Source organism: Streptomyces showdoensis (assembly GCF_039535475.1).
GTDB classification, from domain to species: domain Bacteria; phylum Actinomycetota; class Actinomycetes; order Streptomycetales; family Streptomycetaceae; genus Streptomyces; species Streptomyces showdoensis.
Window position 1 is genome coordinate 3,782,579 of record NZ_BAAAXG010000026.1, and the last position, 18,745, is coordinate 3,801,323.

Here is an 18,745-nt window from a genome sequence, read left to right on the forward strand (position 1 = left end):
GGTGATTACGCCTCCGAAGGTGCGCGGCGGGCGAGCTCCGCCTCGGTCGACTTGAGCAGGTCGTTCCAGGACGCCTCGAACTTGTCGACGCCCTCGTCCTCGAGGAGCTGGACGACCTCGTCGTACGAGATGCCCAGCTTCGCCACGGCGGCGAGGACCTGACGGGAGTCCTCGTAGGTGCCGCGGATGGTGTCGCCCACGATCTGGCCGTGGTCGGCGGTGGCCTCCAGGGTGGCCTCCGGCATGGTGTTCACCGTGCCCGGGGCGACCAGGTCGTCCACGTACAGGGTGTCCTTGTACGCCGGGTCCTTGACGCCGGTCGAGGCCCACAGCGGACGCTGCTTGTTGGCCTGCGCCTTGTCGAGGGCGGCCCAGCGGTCGGAGGAGAAGACCTCCTCGAACGCCTCGTAGGCGAGACGCGCGTTGGCCAGGGCGGACTTGCCCTTGAGGGCCTTGGCCTCGTCCGTGCCGATGCCGTCGAGGCGCTTGTCGATCTCGGTGTCCACGCGGGACACGAAGAAGGACGCCACGGAGTGGATCTTCGAGAGGTCCAGGCCGCGCTCGCGGGCCTTCTCCAGACCCGCCAGGTAGGCGTCCATGACCGCGCGGTAGCGCTCCAGCGAGAAGATCAGCGTCACGTTGACGCTGATGCCGAGGCCGATGACCTCGGTGATCGCCGGCAGACCCGCCTTGGTGGCCGGGATCTTGATGAGGGTGTTGGGACGGTCCACCAGCCAGGCCAGCTGCTTGGCCTCGGCGATGGTGGGGGCCGTCTGGTGGGCCAGCCGGGGGTCGACCTCGATGGAGACCCGGCCGTCCTGGCCGTCGGTCGCGTCGAACACCGGGCGCAGGATGTCGGCGGCGTCCCTCACGTCAGCCGTCGTGATCATGCGGATGGCCTCGTCCACGGTCACCTTGCGGACGGCCAGGTCGACGAGCTGCTGCTCGTAACCGTCGCCCGAGGTGATCGCCTTCTGGAAGATGGACGGGTTGGTGGTCACACCGACCACGTGGCTCTGGTCGATGAGCTCGGCCAGGTTGCCGGACGTGATCCGCTTGCGCGAGAGGTCGTCCAGCCAGATCGCGACGCCTTCGTCGGAGAGGCGCTTGAGAGCGTCTGTCATGAGAGTTGCATCTCCATTAAGTCGTACGTATGGGCGTCAGCGCGCGGCGGCGGCGAGGGATTCCCGCGCGGCGGCGACGATCGCCTCCGGCGTGAAGCCGAACTCGCGGAAGAGCACCTTCGCGTCGGCCGAGGCACCGAAGTGCTCCAGCGAGACGATCCGGCCGGCGTCGCCGACGTACTTGTGCCAGGTCAGACCGATCCCGGCCTCGACCGCGACGCGCGCGGTGACGGCCGGCGGCAGGACCGCGTCCTTGTACGCCTGCTCCTGCTCCTCGAACCACTCCACCGACGGCATCGAGACCACGCGGGTCGGGACGCCGGCGGCCTGCAGCTGCTCCCGGGCCTCGACGGCCAGGTGCACCTCGGAACCGGTCGCGATCAGCACCAGCTGCGCCTCGCCGCCTTCCGCCTCGAACAGCACGTAGCCGCCCTTGGCCGCGTCCTCGTTCGGCGCGTAGGTCGGCACTCCCTGGCGGGTGAGGGCCAGGCCGTGCGGCGCACCCTTGCCGAACACCTTGGTGTGACGCTTCATGATCTCGCGCCAGGCGATCGCCGTCTCGTTGGCGTCGGCCGGGCGGACGACGTTGAGGCCCGGGATCGCGCGCAGCGAGGCCAGGTGCTCCACCGGCTGGTGGGTCGGGCCGTCCTCGCCGAGGCCGATCGAGTCGTGCGTCCACACGTACGTCACCGGCAGGTGCATCAGTGCGGACAGCCGGACGGCGTTGCGCATGTAGTCGGAGAACACCAGGAAGGTGCCGCCGTAGATGCGGGTGTTGCCGTGCAGGGCGATGCCGTTCATCTCCGCGGCCATGGAGTGCTCGCGGATGCCGAAGTGGATCGTCCGGCCGTACTTGTCCGCCTCGGGCAGCGGGTTGCCCTCCGGGAGGAAGGAGGACGTCTTGTCGATCGTGGTGTTGTTGGACCCGGCGAGGTCGGCCGAGCCGCCCCACAGCTCCGGGATCACCGCGCCGAGCGCCTGCAGGACCTTGCCGGACGCGGCACGCGTCGCGACGCCCTGGCCCGCCTCGAAGACCGGGAGCTTCTCCTCCCAGCCGGCCGGGAGCTCGTTGGCCTGGATGCGGTCGAACTCGGCCGCCCGCTCCGGGTTGGCGGTGCGCCACTCGGCGAGCGACTTCTCCCAGGCGGCGCGGGCCTCGCGGCCGCGGTCGCCGAGCGAGCGGGTGTGCGCGATGACCTCGTCGGAGACCTCGAAGGTCTGCTCCGGGTCGAAGCCGAGGACGCGCTTGGTGGCCGCGATCTCCTCGTCGCCCAGCGCCGAGCCGTGCGCGGCCTCGGTGTTCTGGGCGTTCGGCGCCGGCCAGGCGATGATCGAGCGCATCGCGATGAACGAGGGGCGCTCCGTCTCGGCCTCGGCGGCCTTGACCGCGGCGTACAGCGCGGCCGGGTCCAGGTCGCCGTTGGCCTGCGGCTCCACGCGCTGGACGTGCCAGCCGTAGGCCTCGTACCGCTTCATCGTGTCCTCGGACACGGCGGTCTCGGTGTCGCCCTCGATCGAGATGTGGTTGTCGTCCCACAGCAGGATCAGGTTGCCGAGCTTCTGGTGGCCCGCGAGCGAGGAGGCCTCGGCGGAGATGCCCTCCTGGAGGCAGCCGTCGCCGGCGATCACGTAGATGCGGTGATCGAAGGGAGAGGTGCCCTCGGCGGCCTCCGGGTCGAACAGGCCGCGCTCGTAGCGGGCCGCCATGGCCATGCCCACGGCGTTGGCGACGCCCTGGCCCAGCGGGCCGGTGGTCGTCTCCACGCCCGCCGTGTGGCCGTACTCCGGGTGGCCCGGAGTCTTGGAGCCCCAGGTGCGGAACGCCTTCAGGTCGTCGAGCTCGAGACCGAAGCCGCCCAGGTACAGCTGGGTGTAGAGGGTCAGGGACGAGTGCCCGGCGGAGAGCACGAAGCGGTCACGGCCCACCCACTCCGGGTCGGCCGGGTCGTGCCGCATCACCTTCTGGAAGAGGGTGTACGCGGCGGGCGCGAGGCTCATCGCCGTACCGGGATGGCCGTTGCCGACCTTCTGCACGGCGTCGGCGGCAAGGATGCGGGCGGTGTCCACGGCCCGCTGGTCCAGTTCGGTCCACTCGAGGTCTGTGGTCGTCGGCTTAGTGCTCACCCTGAGTCAGGGCTCCTCTCCGCATGTCTGTAGCCGGTGACTGAGGGTGTCCCGGCGGTGTCGAGCCTACCCCCGGAATTCGTCCCTCTTTTCGTGTTCATGCCGCTCATATGTGCGCTCACAGCAAAGACTGCCGGGGGCCGCGGGAGTTCGCCTCCCGAGCCGGACACGGGGCGTGTCCACCCCTTGGGACGCACCCCGCGCGCACCCCCGCGTGGGTCCCGCCAACACGACCCCACCCCCGCGAAGATCGGCGTATGGGCAACGTCTACAGTGGCGTGGTACGCGCAAGTCTTCACCCCGTTCTCATCCGGGGAGCTTGCTGGGAATTTCTCTGTCAGGGGTGTGCGTGACGGCCGTCGAGTCCCGACCCGCAGGGGTCGTCTTGACTCCCAGCCCGGGGGGCCATCGGCCGTTCGGGGCCCGCGTCAAGGCATTCGTGGCGCTGACCAAGCCGCGGATCATCGAGCTGCTGCTCATCACCACCGTTCCGGTGATGTTCCTCGCCGAGCAGGGCGTGCCCGACCTGTGGCTCGTGCTCGCCACGTGTTTCGGCGGATACCTGTCGGCGGGTGGCGCGAATGCGCTCAACATGTACATCGACCGCGACATCGACGCGCTGATGGACCGCACGTCGCAGCGTCCGCTCGTCACCGGCGTGCTCACTCCGCGTGAGGGCCTGGTCTTCGGACTCACCCTCGCCGTGGTCTCCACGCTCTGGTTCGGACTGCTGGTCAACTGGCTGTCCGCCGCCCTGTCGCTCGGCGCGCTCCTCTTCTACGTCGTGGTCTACACGATGATCCTGAAGCGGCGCACCACCCAGAACATCGTCTGGGGCGGCATCGCCGGCTGCCTGCCGGTGCTCATCGGCTGGTCGGCCGTGACGAACTCGATGTCGTGGGCCGCGGTCATCCTCTTCCTCGTCATCTTCTTCTGGACGCCGCCGCACTACTGGCCGCTGTCGATGAAGGTGAAGGACGACTACGCCCGCGCGGGCGTGCCCATGCTGCCGGTGCTCGCCTCCAACAAGGTCGTCGCCAAGCAGATCGTGCTCTACAGCTGGGTGATGGTCGCCGTCTCGCTGCTGCTCACCCCGCTGGGCTACACCGGCTGGTTCTACACGGCCGTGGCGCTGGCCACCGGCGGCTGGTGGCTGTGGGAGGCGCACGCCCTGCTCAACCGCGCCAAGGCGGGTGCCACGGGCGCCAAGCTCAAGGAGATGCGCCTCTTCCACTGGTCCATCACCTATGTGTCGCTGCTCTTCGTGGCGGTCGCGGTGGACCCCTTCCTGCGCTAGTCCGTACGGACCCGGCCGGCGGCCGGGGTGCGTGGCCCACGCCACGTGCCCCGGCCGTCGCCAGTCGATCTACCCGCGAGTAGCATCCTTGCCATGGCAGACACGAAGCAGGCGGAGCGCAGGGCGGCCAAGCTGGCCAAGCAGATCCAGGCGTTCTCCGGGAAGCACGGCGGCGCCGAGGGGCAGCTCGCCCACATCGGCCAGGCGGGGACCCGGATCGTCCTCGTCGGCGAGGACGGCGGCTGGGGCGACCTGGTGGCGCCCAGCTACGAGACCGCGCGGCTGGCCGCCGAGAAGGCCGGCCTCACCCTCCACGACGAGTTCGACGGCGAGTTCGCCGCCAAGGTCGTCACGGGCCCGTACGAGTGGACCCGGATGGCGGGTATCCAGATCGGCGGCCCGGCCAACAGCTGACGCCGCAAGGCAACAACCTCGCGCGGGGCTCACCCGTTAGGAGGGGTGGAAGCCCGTCCACACGTGGGAGCCCCCCGAATGATCGACACTCCGAGCCTGGTGGACCAGTACTGCCACGGGGTGCTCCGTACGGAGCTCGGCCTCGGCACCTTCGAGACGCACCTCGCCCCGTCCTCCGCGCTCCCGGCGGCCGGCACCACCTTCTTCGACACCCAGACCGGCTTCGCGGTCCGCCGCTGGTGCCCGCCGCTGCTCGGCCTGGAACCGCACTGCCCGCCCGCCCGCTACCTCGCCCGGCGCCGTGAACTCGGCGTCGTCGAGGCGGGCCGGCGCCTGCTGAGGTCCTCCGGCATCACCGCCTACCTGGTCGACACCGGACTCCCCGGCGACCTCACCGGACCCGCCGAGCTCGCCGCCACCGGCGGGGCCGCCGCGCACGAGATCGTCCGCCTGGAGCTCCTCGCCCAGCAGGTCGCCGACACCTCCGGCACCGTCGAGGCCTTCCTGGCCAACCTCGCCGAGGCCGTGCACGGGGCCGCCGCGGGCGCCGTCGCCTTCCTCTCCGTCGCCGCCGTCCGCGGCGGGCTCGTCGCCGCCCCGGAGCCGCCCTGGCCGGGCCAGGTGCGCGGGGCCGCGGGCCGCTGGCTGGCCCGGCGCCGGGCCGGCGGGGCCCTGGACGACCCCGTCCTGCTGCGCCACCTGCTGTGGATCGCGGTCGGCTCCGGGCGGCCCCTCCAGCTGTACGTGGGGGAGCGGGACCCGAGCGACCTGGCCGGTTTCGCGAGCGCCACCGGCGGCCTCGGCACGGACCTGGTGCTGCTGCACGGCTACCCGCACCACCGCCAGGCGGCCCGGCTCGCCGCGCACCACCCGCACGTCTACGCGGACCTCGGCCCGGTCGTCGCGCGCACCGGGGCCCGCGCGGCGGGGGTGCTCGCCGAGTTCCTGGAGCTGGCCCCCTTCGGCAAGCTGCTCTTCTCCAGCGGCGCCCGCGGCCTGCCGGAGCTCCACGTGGTCGCCGCGAGCATCTTCCGCGGCGCCCTCTCCCGGGTCCTGGGCGAGTGGGTCGCTGACGGCGCCTGGTCCCGCGCCGACGCGCAGCGGGTCGCCGGCATGCTCGCGGCGGACAACGCGCGACGGGTCTACCGGCTGGGGTGAACGGGCGGGCGCGGGTCCCGGACGCCCCGCCCCGGCGCTGTCAGTGGCCGCTGATAGCTTCGGTCCAGCGAAATGGATCATGGGGGAGGCGGCAAGCCGTGCAGGACGTGACATGCCACGAGATCGACGCGGAGCGGATCGAGCGGGCCCGGGAGGGCATCCGCGGGCGGACCGCCGGACACTGGCACGACATGCGCTACGGCAGCGGCGTGTCGCTGCGCGGGCTGGCGAAGGCGCGTGACGAGCTGCTGGACCACGTCGGGGCGTCCCTCGCGGCGGGTCCCGAGGCGGCCGTACCGGAGCCGCGCCAGGCGCTGCGCACCGCGGCCGAGTGCGCCATCGGGGCGCTCGGGCTGGGCTGCTTCCCGGAAGGCGACTGGGACGTCCGGTTCCCCCTGGTCGACGAGACGCTGAGCAGCGACGAGCAGCTCTTCGACGAGGGCTGGGACGCGGGGCACGAGGTGCCCACCGCGCGGACCTGGACCGAGACCTTCGCGCTCTGCCTGCTCGGCGGGGTGCTGTGGACGCCCCGGCGGGTGGCGGGGCCGCTGCTCCACGCGGACTACGCGCCCGCGATCCGCTCCGGGGTCCCGTACTCGCGCTTCGACTCGGTCTCCGGGCCGGCCGAGCTCGCGGAGATGGACGCCCTCTGCGCCTACCTCAGCGCGGACGGCTCCTGGGGGGCACCCGTACCGCTGCGGCTCCCGGACGCGGAGGAGCGGGCGGCGCTGGCCCGGGGGCTCGACGGCGCGGGCGAGCTCGACCCCGACCAGGCCCTGCTGCGGGTGCTGCTCGACGGCGACCGGGAGGCCTTCGACCGGGCCCTCGCCGACCGGCTCGACGCGTACCGCGCGAGCGCCGAGGCGGCGGGGGAGCAGGCCCCCGGGAGCCTGCTGCCGGTGCGGACGGCGGCCCTGGCCGCCCTCGCCCGCCAGGCCCACGGCTGGGAGCCGGGCGTGCGCTCCGGCTACCTGCCCGAGGCGTTCCTGACGGAGCCGGACCGGGACTCCGTCGGCTAGGCGGCGTCTTCCGGATCAGGCCGGCCCGATCCGGAGGGCGGACCCAGGGCCCGGACACGGCCCCGGACACGACACGGCCCCGGCCCGCCGAGGTGCGGGCCGGGGCCGTCGTACGGCGGGGGCGCGGTCAGGCGCTCGCGAGCTCCGCGTCCGGCTGGGCCGGGATCGGGGCCGTGGTCACCGGGCGCTCGCGCAGGCTCAGGGCCAGGCGCAGCACCGCGATCCACATCAGCGAGGAGCCCAGCATGTGCACCGCGACCATGACCTCGGGCACGCCGGTGAAGTACTGGACGTAGCCGATGCCGCCCTGCAGCAGCAGCACGACCAGCAGGTCGCGGGCGCGGGCCCGGGTGTCGTCCGGGGCGTCCACCACGCGCAGCACCAGCCACATGGCGACCGCCAGGGCGCAGACCACCCAGGCGGCGATGGCGTGGACGTGGGCCGCGTTCGTCCAGTCCCACGGCATCCGCGGCACGTCGCTGGAGTCGCCGGCGTGCTTGCCGGCGCCCGTCACCGTGGTGCCGAGCGCGATGAGCAGCGCGGAGACCAGGACGAGCGCCCAGGAGAGCTTGCGCACCGGGCGCGGGACGCGCGGCTTGGGGGCGCCGTCGCCCTCGCCGGTGCGGTGCCAGGTGACGACCGCGACGGTGAGGAGCGAGTTCGCCGCGAGGAAGTGGCCGGCGACGGTCCACGGGTTGAGGCCCATCCACACGGTGATGCCGCCGAGCACGGCGTTGCTCATCACGATCCAGAACTGGGCCCAGCCGAGCCGGCTGAGGCCGCGCCGCCGGGGCTTGGCCGAGCGGGCGGCGACGATCGCCCAGCCGACGGCCGCCGACAGGACGTAGGTCAGCATGCGGTTGCCGAACTCGATGGCACCGTGGATGCCCTGCTCGGAGGTGACGATCAGGCTGTCGTCCGTGCACTTGGGCCAGGTGTCGCAGCCGAGACCGGAGCCGGTCAGCCGGACCGCGCCGCCGGTGACGATGATGACCACGCTCATCACGACGGCGGAGAGCGCGGCGCGCCGGAGCGTCCGGGGGGACGGGGTCCAGCGCTGGGCGATGTAGGCGAGGGGGGTCTGCACGGGCCCTATCGTAGGCACCGGCTTGTGCGCGTTTTCACGAGGGGTGCGTTACGGGCGTTTGCGCCGCGAAACGTCACCGGGCGCTCACGCTCCGGCTGCCCCGCCTACTCCCAGCGGAAGAACCGCGCCGCCGCGCCGAGCCCGAGCACCGCCCAGACCGCGAGGACCAGCGCGTCGCCCCAGGGCAGCGAGGCGCCGTGCTGCAGCACGTCCCGCAGGCCGTCGGAGAGGGCCGAGATCGGCAGGAACGCGAGCACGTCACCCGCGGCGCCGAACTTCTCCAGCGGCACCATCACCCCGCCGCCCACCAGGAGCAGCAGGAAGACCAGGTTCGCCGCCGCCAGCGTCGCCTCCGCCTTCAGGGTGCCGGCCATCAGCAGGCCGAGCCCGGAGAAGGCCGCGGTGCCGAGGACGAGCAGCACGAGGACGGAGAGGGGGTCGCCCTGCGGCGACCAGCCGAGCGCCAGCGCGATCGCCGTGAGCAGGGCGACCTGGAGCACCTCGGTGACCAGCACCGACAAGGTCTTGGCGGTCATCAGCGCCCAGCGCGGCAGCGGCGAGGCGGCGAGCCGCTTCAGCACCCCGTACCGGCGCTCGAAGCCGGTCGCGATGGCCTGCCCGGTGAAGGCCGTGGACATCACGGCGAGCGCGAGGACGCCCGGGGCGAGGAAGTCGACGGCCTTGTCCGCGCCCGTGTCGACGATGTCGACCGTCGAGAAGAGCACCAGCAGCAGGGAGGGGATGATCACCGTCAGGAGGAGCTGCTCGCCGTTGCGCAGCAGCATCCGGGTCTCCAGCGCGGTCTGCGCGGCGATCATGCGGCCGACGGGGGCCGCCCCGGGCTTCGGCGCGTACGTACCCGTGCTCATCCGCGCAGCTCCTTGCCGGTCAGTTCGAGGAAGACGTCTTCGAGGGTGTGCCGCTCGACCGAGAGCCGGTCGGGCATCACCCCGTGCTGCGCGCACCAGCTGGTGACGGTGGCGAGCAGCTGGGGGTCGACCGTGCCGGTGAGCCGGTATGTGCCGGGGGTCGGCTCGGCCGCGGCGGTGCCGTCCGGCAGCGCCTTCAGGAGGGAGCCGAGGTCGAGGCCCGGGCGGCCGGTGAAGCGCAGGGTGTTCTCGGCGCCGCCGCGGCACAGCTCCTCGGGGCTGCCCTGGGCGACGACCCGGCCGGCGTCGATGATCGCGACGTCGTCGGCGAGCTCCTCCGCCTCGTTCATGAAGTGGGTGGTGAGCACGACGGTGACGCCGTCGGCGCGCAGCTCGCGGACCAGGTCCCAGGTGGCGCGGCGGGCCTGCGGGTCGAGGCCCGCGGTCGGCTCGTCGAGGAAGACCAGCTCGGGGCGGCCCACCACGGCCATGGCGAGCGACAGGCGCTGCTGCTGGCCGCCGGAGAGGCGCCGGTAGGCGGTCCGGCCGCAGGAGCCGAGGCCGAGGCGCTCGATCAGTCCGTCCACGTCCAACGGGTGCGCGTGCAGCTTCGCCATGTGGCGCAGCATCTCGTCGGCGCGGGCGCCGGAGTAGATGCCGCCGGACTGGAGCATCACGCCGATCCGGGGGCGCAGCGCGGCGGCGTCGGCGACCGGGTCGAGGCCGAGGACGCGCACGGTGCCGGCGTCCGGCCTGCGGTAGCCCTCGCAGGTCTCGACGGTGGTGGTCTTGCCGGCGCCGTTGGGCCCGAGGACGGCGGTGACGGTGCCGGCCCGGACGTCGAGGTCGAGGCCGTCGACGGCGGTCTTCGTCCCGTACCGCTTGACCAGGCCCCGGACCCGGACGGCGGACTCGACGGACTCGTTTCGCATGCCGGGAAGTCTAGAGAGGGGGCGAAGGTCCCTCCGGCGGGGGGCCCGGGTCCCTCGAGACGGGACCTTTACGCGCGCTTCACCGGTGCGGCCGGAACTAGCGTCGACAGGGTGATCAGTGTGGCGGAGAACCTGCGGGAGACGGCCGGTCAGGCCGAGCACAAGGCGCACGATCTGGCGCGCCCCGGCCGGTACGCGGTCTCGGCGGTGCTGGCCGGCGCGTACATCGGGGTGGGGGAGGTGCTGCTGCTGGTCGCGGTGTCGCCCTTCGTGGCCCGGCACTCGGCGGCGGTGAAGCTGCTGGAGGGGGCGGTCTTCCCGATCGCGCTGACGATCGTGATGTTCGCGGGGGCGCAGCTGTTCACCAGCAACGTGATGGTGATGCTGCTGGGCGCGCTGTCCGGCCGCACGGGCTGGCGGGACCTGGCGGCCAGCTGGGGGCTGTCGCTGGGCGGGAACTTCGTCGGGGCCTTCCTCTTCGGCGCGATGGTGCACGCCTCCGGGGTGCTGTCGGCGCCGTCGGCGAAGGCGATGCTGGCGGAGATGGTGGCCGGCAAGGAGGCGCTCGCGGGCGGGCAGCTGTTCTGGCGGTCGGTGCTCTGCAACATGCTCGTGTGCCTGGCGATCTGGATGTTCTACCGGGCGAAGGGGGACGTGGCGAAGCTGTTCGTGCTGTGGCTTCCGGTGCTGGTGTTCGTGGCGGTGGGCTTCGAGCACTGCGTCGCGAACATGGCGCTGTTCTCGTTGGCGATCCTCGACGGGACGGCCGGGTTCGGGGACCTGCTGCGCAATCTGCTCTTCACCGTGCCGGGCAACATCGTCGGCGGAGGACTGCTGGTGGGGGGCTCGTACTGGTTCACGGGACGGCCGGAAACGTCCTACGAATGATCATTTCCGCAGGTCAGGTAAGCCTTACCTGAGTGATGCACGACATCGTCACCGGTCGGGACGCGGCTTGTCACTCCTCGATTAATTACGCAACAATGGCGTTGTGAAAAACGTTGGCGCGGCTCCGGTGGAGGAACTCGCGACCCGGGAGCGTTCCACGCGCAACCGGGTGGCGCGGTCGATCCTGGACCACGGGCCCTCGACCGTCGCCGACCTCGCCGAGCGGCTCGGCCTCACCCAGGCCGCCGTCCGCCGTCACCTCGACTCGCTGGTCGCCGACTCCGTCGTCGAGGCCCGCGAGAAGCGCGTCTACGGGACCCGCACCCGCGGTCGCCCCGCGAAGGTCTTCGCGCTCACCGACTGCGGCCGCGACGCCTTCGACCAGTCGTACGACTCCCTGGCCGTCGAGGCGCTCCGCTGGATCGAGCGCAACGCCGGGGGAGAGGCGGCCGTCGCCGCCTTCGCCCGGGACCGCATCGAGGCCCAGGCCGAGTCGTACCGCGAGGCCGTCGAGTCCGCCGACCCGCGGGACCGCACCGAGGCCCTCGCCAAGGCGCTGACCGCCGACGGGTACGCTGCCACTGCGCGTCACGCGCCGGTCGGCGAGCAGCTCTGCCAGCACCACTGCCCGGTCGCCCACGTCGCCGAGCAGTACCCCCAGCTGTGCGAGGCGGAGACGGAGATCTTCTCCCGCCTCCTCGGGACCCACGTCCAGCGCCTGGCCACCATCGCCCACGGTGACGGCGTCTGCACGACCTTCATCCCGCACGGCGGCCCCCAGGGCCCACAGACCAGTTCATCATCAGCATCCGCAAGCACGGCCGGGAGGAACCCCGCATGACCACCGAGATCAGCCACCCCGAGCTCGAGGGCCTGGGTCGGTACGAGTACGGCTGGGCCGACTCGGACGCGGCCGGTGCCGCCGCCAAGCGCGGTCTCAACGAGGACGTCGTCCGCGACATCTCCTCCAAGAAGAACGAGCCCGAGTGGATGCTGAAGCTGCGTCTCAAGGGTCTGCGGCTCTTCGACAAGAAGCCCATGCCGACCTGGGGCTCCGACCTCTCCGGCATCGACTTCGACAACATCAAGTACTTCGTGCGGTCCACCGAGAAGCAGGCCGAGTCCTGGGAGGACCTGCCGGAGGACATCAAGAACACGTACGACAAGCTCGGCATCCCGGAGGCGGAGAAGCAGCGCCTCGTCGCCGGTGTCGCCGCGCAGTACGAGTCCGAGGTCGTCTACCACCAGATCCGCGAGGACCTGGAGGAGCAGGGCGTCATCTTCGTCGACACCGACACCGCGCTGAAGGAGCACGAGGAGCTCTTCAAGGAGTACTTCGGCACCGTCATCCCGGTCGGCGACAACAAGTTCGCCTCGCTGAACACGGCCGTGTGGTCCGGCGGCTCGTTCATCTACGTGCCGAAGGGCGTGCACGTCGAGATCCCGCTGCAGGCCTACTTCCGCATCAACACGGAGAACATGGGCCAGTTCGAGCGGACGCTGATCATCGTCGACGAGGACGCCTACGTCCACTACGTCGAGGGCTGCACCGCCCCGATCTACTCCTCCGACTCGCTGCACTCCGCGGTCGTCGAGATCATCGTGAAGAAGGGCGGCCGCTGCCGCTACACGACCATCCAGAACTGGTCGAACAACGTCTACAACCTGGTGACCAAGCGCGCCGTCGCCTATGAGGGCGCCACCATGGAGTGGGTCGACGGCAACATCGGCTCCAAGGTCACCATGAAGTACCCGGCCGTCTACCTGATGGGCGAGCACGCCAAGGGCGAGACCCTCTCCATCGCCTTCGCGGGCGAGGGCCAGCACCAGGACGCCGGCGCCAAGATGGTCCACATGGCCCCGAACACCTCCTCGAACATCGTCTCCAAGTCGGTGGCGCGAGGCGGCGGCCGCACCTCCTACCGCGGTCTCATCGAGATCGGCGAGGGCGCCCCGGGCGCCAAGTCGAACGTCCTGTGCGACGCGCTGCTCGTCGACACGATCTCCCGCTCGGACACGTACCCCTACGTGGACGTGCGCGAGGACGACGTCTCCATGGGCCACGAGGCCACCGTCTCCAAGGTCTCCGAGGACCAGCTCTTCTACCTGATGAGCCGCGGCCTCACCGAGTTCGAGGCGATGGCCATGATCGTCCGCGGCTTCGTCGAGCCCATCGCGAAGGAGCTGCCGATGGAGTACGCGCTGGAGCTCAACCGGCTGATCGAGCTGCAGATGGAAGGTTCGGTCGGCTAAGGCCCCGTACCGCACCGCCACGCAGCGACCGATTTTCTTTACGTACGCAGGAAGAGAGCAAGACGACAGCCATGGCTGAGGCTCAGAACATCCCCGCGGGCTCCACCACCGCGGGTTCGATCGCGGTGGCCGCCGAGTCCACCGTCGCCACGCGCATGAGCGCCCCGCCGTCCTTCGACGTGGCGGACTTCCCCGTCCCGCACGGTCGCGAGGAGGAGTGGCGCTTCACTCCGCTGGAGCGCCTGCGCGGCCTGCACGACGGCACCGCCGTCGCGTCCGGCGAGGGCGTCCGCGTCGACGTCGAGGCCCCCGAGGGCGTCACCGTGGAGACCGTGGGCCGCGACGACGCGCGCCTCGGCAAGGCCGGCACGCCGGTCGACCGCGTCGCCGCCCAGGCGTACACCTCCTTCGAGAAGGCCTCGGTCGTCACCGTCGCCAAGGAGGCCGTCCTCACCGAGCCGATCCGCATCGCCGTGCACGGCCAGGGCGGGGTCGCCTTCGGCCACCAGGTGATCGAGCTCGGCGCCTTCGCCGAGGCCGTCGTGGTCATCGACCACACCGGTGACGCGGTGCTCGCCGCCAACGTCGACTACGTGCTCGGCGACGGCGCCAAGCTGACCGTCGTCTCCGTCCAGGACTGGGACGAGAAGGCCGTCCACGTCGCCCAGCACAACGCGCTGATCGGCCGCGACGCCTCCTTCAAGTCGGTCGTCGTGACCTTCGGCGGCGACGTCGTCCGCATCCACCCGCGGGTCACCTACGCGGCCCCCGGCGGCGAGGCCGAGCTCTTCGGCCTGTACTTCACCGACGCCGGCCAGCACCAGGAGCACCGCCTCCTGGTCACGCACAACGTCCCGCACTGCAAGTCCAACGTGGCCTACAAGGGCGCGCTGCAGGGCCAGAACGCCCACGCGGTCTGGATCGGCGACGTCCTCATCGAGGCCGCGGCCGAGGGCACGGACACCTACGAGCTCAACCGGAACCTGGTCCTCACCGATGGTGCCCGGGTCGACTCGGTGCCGAACCTGGAGATCGAGACCGGCGAGATCGCCGGCGCCGGCCACGCCTCCGCCACCGGCCGCTTCGACGACGAGCAGCTCTTCTACCTGATGTCCCGCGGCATCCCGGAGGCCGAGGCCCGCCGCCTCGTCGTCCGCGGCTTCTTCGCCGAGCTGGTCCAGCAGATCGGGCTCCCGGACGTCCAGGAGCGCCTGCTCGCCAAGATCGAGGCGGAGCTGGAGGCGTCCGTCTGATGGCCTTCGTCCGCGCCTGTGCGCTGAGCGAGCTGGAGGAGGACACCCCGAAGCGGGTGGAACTCGACGGCACGCCGGTGTCCGTGGTCCGCACCGAGGGCGAGGTGTACGCGATCCACGACATCTGCTCGCACGCGAACGTCTCCCTCTCCGAGGGCGAGGTGGAGGACTGCCAGATCGAGTGCTGGCTGCACGGCTCCGCGTTCGACCTCCGCACCGGCAAGCCGTCCGGCCTCCCCGCGACGCGCCCCGTCCCCGTATACCCCGTAAAGATCGAAGGGGACGATGTGCTCGTCTCCGTCACCCAGGAGTCCTGAGTCACCCATGGCAACGCTTGAAATCCACGACCTGCACGTCTCCGTCGAGGCCGAGAACGGTCCGCGCGAGATCCTCAAGGGTGTCGACCTGACCATCAAGCAGGGCGAGACCCACGCCGTCATGGGCCCGAACGGCTCCGGCAAGTCGACCCTGGCGTACTCGCTGGCCGGCCACCCGAAGTACACGATCACCGGCGGCACCGTCACCCTCGACGGTGAGGACGTCCTGGAGATGTCGGTCGACGAGCGCGCCCGCGCCGGCGTCTTCCTGGCCATGCAGTACCCGGTCGAGGTCCCCGGCGTCTCGGTCTCCAACTTCCTGCGCACCTCCGCCACCGCCGTCCGCGGCGAGGCCCCCAAGCTGCGCACCTGGGTGAAGGAGGTCAAGTCCGCGATGGAGCAGCTCCAGATGGACCCGGCCTTCGCCGAGCGCAACGTCAACGAGGGCTTCTCCGGCGGCGAGAAGAAGCGCCACGAGATCCTCCAGCTCGAGCTGCTCAAGCCGAAGATCGCGATCCTCGACGAGACCGACTCCGGCCTCGACGTCGACGCGCTGCGCATCGTCTCCGAGGGCGTCAACCGCGTCCGCGAGACCGGCGAGGTCGGCACCCTGCTGATCACGCACTACACGCGGATCCTCCGCTACATCAAGCCCGACTTCGTGCACGTCTTCGCGAACGGCCGCATCGTCGAGTCCGGTGGCGCCGAGCTCGCCGACCAGCTGGAGAACGAGGGCTACGACAAGTACGTGAAGGGTGGCGCATCCGCGTGACTTCCGCCCATCAGGGGCTGACCGGCCTCCTCGACACCGAGGCGATCCGCAAGGACTTCCCGCTCCTGGATCGTCTGGTCCACGACGACAAGAAGATCGTCTACCTGGACTCCGCGGCCACCTCGCAGAAGCCGCGCCAGGTCCTCGACGCTCTCAACGCGTACTACGAGCGGCACAACGCCAACGTCCACCGCGGTGTCTACACGGTCGCCGAGGAGGCCACCGCGCTGTACGAGGGCGCCCGCGACAAGGTCGCCGCCTTCATCAACGCGCCGAGCCGCGACGAGGTGATCTTCACCAAGAACGCCTCCGAGTCGCTCAACCTCGTGGCCAACATGCTGGGCTGGGCCGAAGAGCCCTACCGCGTGGACCACGAGACCGAGATCGTCATCACCGAGATGGAGCACCACTCCAACATCGTCCCGTGGCAGCTGCTCGCGCAGCGCACCGGCGCGAAGCTGAAGTGGTTCGGCCTCACCGACGACGGCCGGCTCGACCTGTCGAACATAGAGGAACTGATCACGGAGAAGACCAAGGTGGTCTCCTTCACCCTGGTCTCCAACCTCCTCGGCACGATCAACCCGGTCGAGACGATCATCCGCCGGGCCCAGGAGGTCGGTGCGCTGGTCTGCATCGACGCCTCCCAGGCCGCGCCGCACATGGTGCTCGACGTGCAGGCGCTGCAGGCCGACTTCGTGGCCTTCACCGGCCACAAGATGTGCGGCCCGACCGGCATCGGCGTGCTGTGGGGCCGCCAGGAGCTCCTGGAGGACCTGCCGCCGTTCCTCGGTGGCGGCGAGATGATCGAGACCGTCTCGATGCACTCCTCCACCTACGCGCCGGCCCCGCACAAGTTCGAGGCGGGTACGCCCCCGATCGCGCAGGCCGTCGGCCTCGGCGCGGCCGTGGACTACCTGTCGGCGATCGGCATGGAGAACATCGCGCGCCACGAGCACGCGATCACCGAGTACGCCGTCCGCCGCCTCCAGGAGGTTCCGGACCTGCGGATCATCGGCCCCACCACGGCCGAGGACCGCGGCGCGGCGATCTCCTTCACGCTCGGCGACATCCACCCGCACGACGTGGGCCAGGTCCTCGACGAGCAGGGCATCGCCGTCCGCGTGGGTCACCACTGCGCGCGCCCGGTCTGCCTGCGGTACGGAATTCCCGCGACCACGCGAGCGTCGTTCTATCTGTACTCCACCCCGGGCGAGGTCGACGCCCTCGTCGCGGGTCTGGAGCACGTACGGAACTTCTTCGGCTAGGGGACGCCTCGTGAAGCTGGATTCGATGTACCAGGACGTCATCCTGGACCACTACAAGCACCCGCACGGGCGCGGTCTGCGGGACGGCGACGCCGAGGTGCACCACGTCAACCCGACCTGTGGTGACGAGATCACGCTCCGCGTGAAGTACGACGGCTCGCGCATCGAGGACGTGTCGTACGAGGGACAGGGCTGCTCCATCAGCCAGGCCTCGGCGTCCGTCCTCAACGAGCTGCTCGTCGGCAAGGAGCTGGCCGAGGCGCAGCAGATCCAGGGCACCTTCCTGGAGCTGATGCAGTCCAAGGGCCAGATCGAGCCGGACGACGCGATGGAGGAGATCCTGGAGGACGCGGTCGCGTTCGCCGGTGTCTCGAAGTACCCGGCCCGGGTGAAGTGCGCGCTGCTCAGCTGGATGGCGTGGAAGGACGCGACCGCCCAGGCCCTGGGAGACGGTGTCGCTGAGAGGAAGTCGGCATGACCGAGAACGCCGAGGCCACGATGAAGCCGGCCTCCGAGGAAGAAGTCCGCGAGGCGCTGTACGACGTCGTCGACCCCGAGCTGGGGATCGACGTGGTCAACCTGGGCCTCATCTACGGCATCCACATCGACGACTCGAACGTCGCGACGCTGGACATGACCCTGACGTCGGCGGCCTGCCCGCTGACCGACGTGATCGAGGACCAGGCGAAGGCCGCCACCGACGGCATCGTCAACGAGCTGAAGATCAACTGGGTCTGGATGCCCCCGTGGGGCCCGGACAAGATCACGGACGACGGCCGCGAGCAGCTGCGCGCGCTCGGGTTCAACGTCTGATCCCCGCCTGACGGCAGGTGCCGAGGGCCGCACTCCTTCCGGAGTGCGGCCCTCGCGCGCGTTCCGGAGGCCTCAGAGGACTCCGGCCGTCTGGGCCAGCACCGGGCCCAGGTTCTCCTTGCGCATGCGCTGGTCCACGTAGAGCAGGGCGGAGACCAGGGGCTGGAGGGGGGCCAGCAGGGCCTGGCAGGCGATGCTGCCGATCAGGACGACGCCCATCACGACGGACATCGAGCCGAGGACCTCGGTGGGGGCGGTGTCGGCGTCGAAGTCCATCGTCGACATCGGGATCCAGGCGATCAGCGAGAACACCTGCTGGATCGCCCAGTTGACCACGGCCGCGATCGCGGCCGTGGCGATCGTGCAGCCGAAGATCCGCCACCAGGAGCCGCGGACCAGCTCGGCGGAGCGGCGCAGCGCGGCCAGGCCGCCCGCGCCCTCGATGACCGCGGCCGCGGGGGCCAGGCTGAACTTCACCCAGAGCCAGAGGCCGAAGGGGACGGTCGCCAGGGCGCCCAGGAAGAACACCACGCCGGCGATCGCGGGGCCCACGCCCTCGTCGCTCCCGGACGCGCCGATGCCCGCGATCATGCCGAACATCAGGAAGCCGAAGCCGACGATGAAGAGCAGCACCGGCACGAACATGGCCAGCATCGACAGGACGACCGCGCTCAGCACCGTGCCCACCCGGGACCAGGACCGGCGCCAGACGGCCCCGAAGCCCACGGTGCGGCCGAGCACCGCCTCCTGCGCCACGACCGGGGCGGCGGCGTAGACCAGGGCGTTGGCCAGCACCAGGCAGAGCACCCCGGTCAGCCAGACGCCGCCGAAGGCGAGCATCAACCCCCGGATGTCGGCGATGTCGGGGTCCTGGCCGTGCGGGAGGTTCGAGAGCCGGTCGATGTTGTCCGACACGGCGTTCCAGGCGACCAGGACCGCGCCGAGGACGAGCGCCGTCGCCACCCCGAAGGCGGTCACGGCCACGCCGAGGAGCGGTTTCCAGTAGCGGCCGAAGGCGCTGAACGCGCCGGTCAGGATCTGGCCGAAGGACATCGGCGCCAGGGGTATGACGCCGGGCTTCGGCGGTGGCGGCGGGGGAGCGTATCCGTATCCGTACGGCCCCGAGGGATATGTCATGCGCACACCGTAGCGCCGGTCGT

At 70.9% G+C, this 18,745-nt stretch carries 19 protein-coding genes; 13 read left to right on the plus strand and 6 right to left on the minus strand.

The genetic code is table 11. From position 1 onward, the window contains the following. Positions 1 to 5: 5 nt before the first annotated feature. On the minus strand, positions 6 to 1,124 hold the full coding sequence (gene tal / locus ABD981_RS30305; RefSeq protein WP_046907873.1) for a transaldolase: 1,119 nt from the start codon (positions 1,122 to 1,124) through the stop codon (positions 6 to 8). A gap of 36 nt (positions 1,125 to 1,160) precedes the next feature. Further along, complete coding sequence (gene tkt, locus ABD981_RS30310; RefSeq protein WP_046907874.1) at positions 1,161 to 3,248, minus strand: transketolase; 2,088 nt, start codon at positions 3,246 to 3,248, stop codon at positions 1,161 to 1,163. Between the two features lie 349 nt (positions 3,249 to 3,597). On the opposite strand from tkt, the gene ABD981_RS30315 reads away from it, so the two are divergent. The 4 genes from ABD981_RS30315 (at position 3,598) to ABD981_RS30330 (ending at position 7,136) form a co-directional block, all read left to right on the plus strand. Continuing rightward, a complete protein-coding gene (locus ABD981_RS30315; RefSeq protein ID WP_046907974.1) occupies positions 3,598 to 4,545 on the plus strand; it encodes a heme o synthase in 948 nt (315 codons plus the stop codon). A gap of 93 nt (positions 4,546 to 4,638) precedes the next feature. Next, on the plus strand, positions 4,639 to 4,959 hold the full coding sequence (locus ABD981_RS30320) for a hypothetical protein (protein ID WP_046907875.1): 321 nt from the start codon (positions 4,639 to 4,641) through the stop codon (positions 4,957 to 4,959). A gap of 78 nt (positions 4,960 to 5,037) precedes the next feature. Then, positions 5,038 to 6,117 (plus strand): amidohydrolase family protein, encoded by a 1,080-nt coding sequence (locus ABD981_RS30325; protein ID WP_046907876.1) that lies wholly within the window; start codon positions 5,038 to 5,040, stop codon positions 6,115 to 6,117. Between the two features lie 98 nt (positions 6,118 to 6,215). Beyond that, the gene (locus ABD981_RS30330; protein WP_046907877.1) at positions 6,216 to 7,136 is read left to right on the plus strand and encodes an Imm49 family immunity protein; all 921 of its coding nucleotides are present in this window, start codon (positions 6,216 to 6,218) and stop codon (positions 7,134 to 7,136) included. A 127-nt stretch (positions 7,137 to 7,263) separates the two neighbouring features. On the opposite strand, the gene ABD981_RS30335 is transcribed toward ABD981_RS30330, so the two are convergent. The 3 genes from ABD981_RS30335 to ABD981_RS30345 form a co-directional block, all read right to left on the minus strand. Continuing rightward, entirely contained in the window at positions 7,264 to 8,223 is a 960-nt protein-coding gene (locus ABD981_RS30335) for a COX15/CtaA family protein (protein ID WP_205628166.1), read from the minus strand. A gap of 104 nt (positions 8,224 to 8,327) precedes the next feature. Beyond that, complete coding sequence (locus ABD981_RS30340) at positions 8,328 to 9,092, minus strand: ABC transporter permease (RefSeq protein WP_046907878.1); 765 nt, start codon at positions 9,090 to 9,092, stop codon at positions 8,328 to 8,330. After that, positions 9,089 to 10,024 carry an ABC transporter ATP-binding protein gene (locus tag ABD981_RS30345; protein ID WP_046907879.1) on the minus strand — a complete coding sequence of 312 codons (936 nt, stop codon included), beginning with the start codon at positions 10,022 to 10,024 and terminating at the stop codon, positions 9,089 to 9,091. Before ABD981_RS30345 ends, ABD981_RS30340 begins: the two co-directional genes overlap by 4 nt. Positions 10,025 to 10,135: 111 nt before the next feature. On the opposite strand from ABD981_RS30345, the gene ABD981_RS30350 reads away from it, so the two are divergent. From ABD981_RS30350 to ABD981_RS30390, 9 genes are all read left to right on the plus strand, one after another. After that, the gene (locus ABD981_RS30350; RefSeq protein WP_046907880.1) at positions 10,136 to 10,912 is read left to right on the plus strand and encodes a formate/nitrite transporter family protein; all 777 of its coding nucleotides are present in this window, start codon (positions 10,136 to 10,138) and stop codon (positions 10,910 to 10,912) included. A 103-nt stretch (positions 10,913 to 11,015) separates the two neighbouring features. Beyond that, the gene (locus ABD981_RS30355) at positions 11,016 to 11,753 is read left to right on the plus strand and encodes a helix-turn-helix transcriptional regulator (protein WP_046907881.1); all 738 of its coding nucleotides are present in this window, start codon (positions 11,016 to 11,018) and stop codon (positions 11,751 to 11,753) included. Beyond that, positions 11,750 to 13,165, plus strand: a complete 1,416-nt coding sequence (gene sufB, locus ABD981_RS30360; RefSeq protein ID WP_046907882.1) for a Fe-S cluster assembly protein SufB — start codon at positions 11,750 to 11,752, stop codon at positions 13,163 to 13,165. The genes ABD981_RS30355 and sufB overlap by 4 nt, the downstream gene beginning before the upstream one ends. 71 nt (positions 13,166 to 13,236) lie before the next feature. Continuing rightward, positions 13,237 to 14,418 (plus strand): Fe-S cluster assembly protein SufD, encoded by a 1,182-nt coding sequence (sufD, locus tag ABD981_RS30365; RefSeq protein WP_046907883.1) that lies wholly within the window; start codon positions 13,237 to 13,239, stop codon positions 14,416 to 14,418. Continuing rightward, complete coding sequence (locus ABD981_RS30370; RefSeq protein ID WP_046907884.1) at positions 14,418 to 14,735, plus strand: bifunctional 3-phenylpropionate/cinnamic acid dioxygenase ferredoxin subunit; 318 nt, start codon at positions 14,418 to 14,420, stop codon at positions 14,733 to 14,735. The genes sufD and ABD981_RS30370 overlap by 1 nt, the downstream gene beginning before the upstream one ends. A 7-nt stretch (positions 14,736 to 14,742) precedes the next feature. Then, positions 14,743 to 15,507, plus strand: a complete 765-nt coding sequence (sufC, locus tag ABD981_RS30375) for a Fe-S cluster assembly ATPase SufC (protein WP_046907885.1) — start codon at positions 14,743 to 14,745, stop codon at positions 15,505 to 15,507. Beyond that, the gene (locus ABD981_RS30380) at positions 15,504 to 16,772 is read left to right on the plus strand and encodes a cysteine desulfurase (RefSeq protein WP_046907886.1); all 1,269 of its coding nucleotides are present in this window, start codon (positions 15,504 to 15,506) and stop codon (positions 16,770 to 16,772) included. The genes sufC and ABD981_RS30380 overlap by 4 nt, the downstream gene beginning before the upstream one ends. A gap of 10 nt (positions 16,773 to 16,782) precedes the next feature. After that, positions 16,783 to 17,250 (plus strand): Fe-S cluster assembly sulfur transfer protein SufU, encoded by a 468-nt coding sequence (gene sufU, locus ABD981_RS30385; RefSeq protein ID WP_046907887.1) that lies wholly within the window; start codon positions 16,783 to 16,785, stop codon positions 17,248 to 17,250. Then, a complete protein-coding gene (locus ABD981_RS30390; RefSeq protein WP_046907888.1) occupies positions 17,247 to 17,585 on the plus strand; it encodes a metal-sulfur cluster assembly factor in 339 nt (112 codons plus the stop codon). Before sufU ends, ABD981_RS30390 begins: the two co-directional genes overlap by 4 nt. 72 nt (positions 17,586 to 17,657) lie before the next feature. Here the strand turns inward: ABD981_RS30390 and ABD981_RS30395 are convergent, their stop codons facing one another. Further along, the gene (locus ABD981_RS30395) at positions 17,658 to 18,722 is read right to left on the minus strand and encodes a DUF7847 domain-containing protein (RefSeq protein WP_123954486.1); all 1,065 of its coding nucleotides are present in this window, start codon (positions 18,720 to 18,722) and stop codon (positions 17,658 to 17,660) included. Between the last annotated feature and the right edge of the window lie 23 nt (positions 18,723 to 18,745).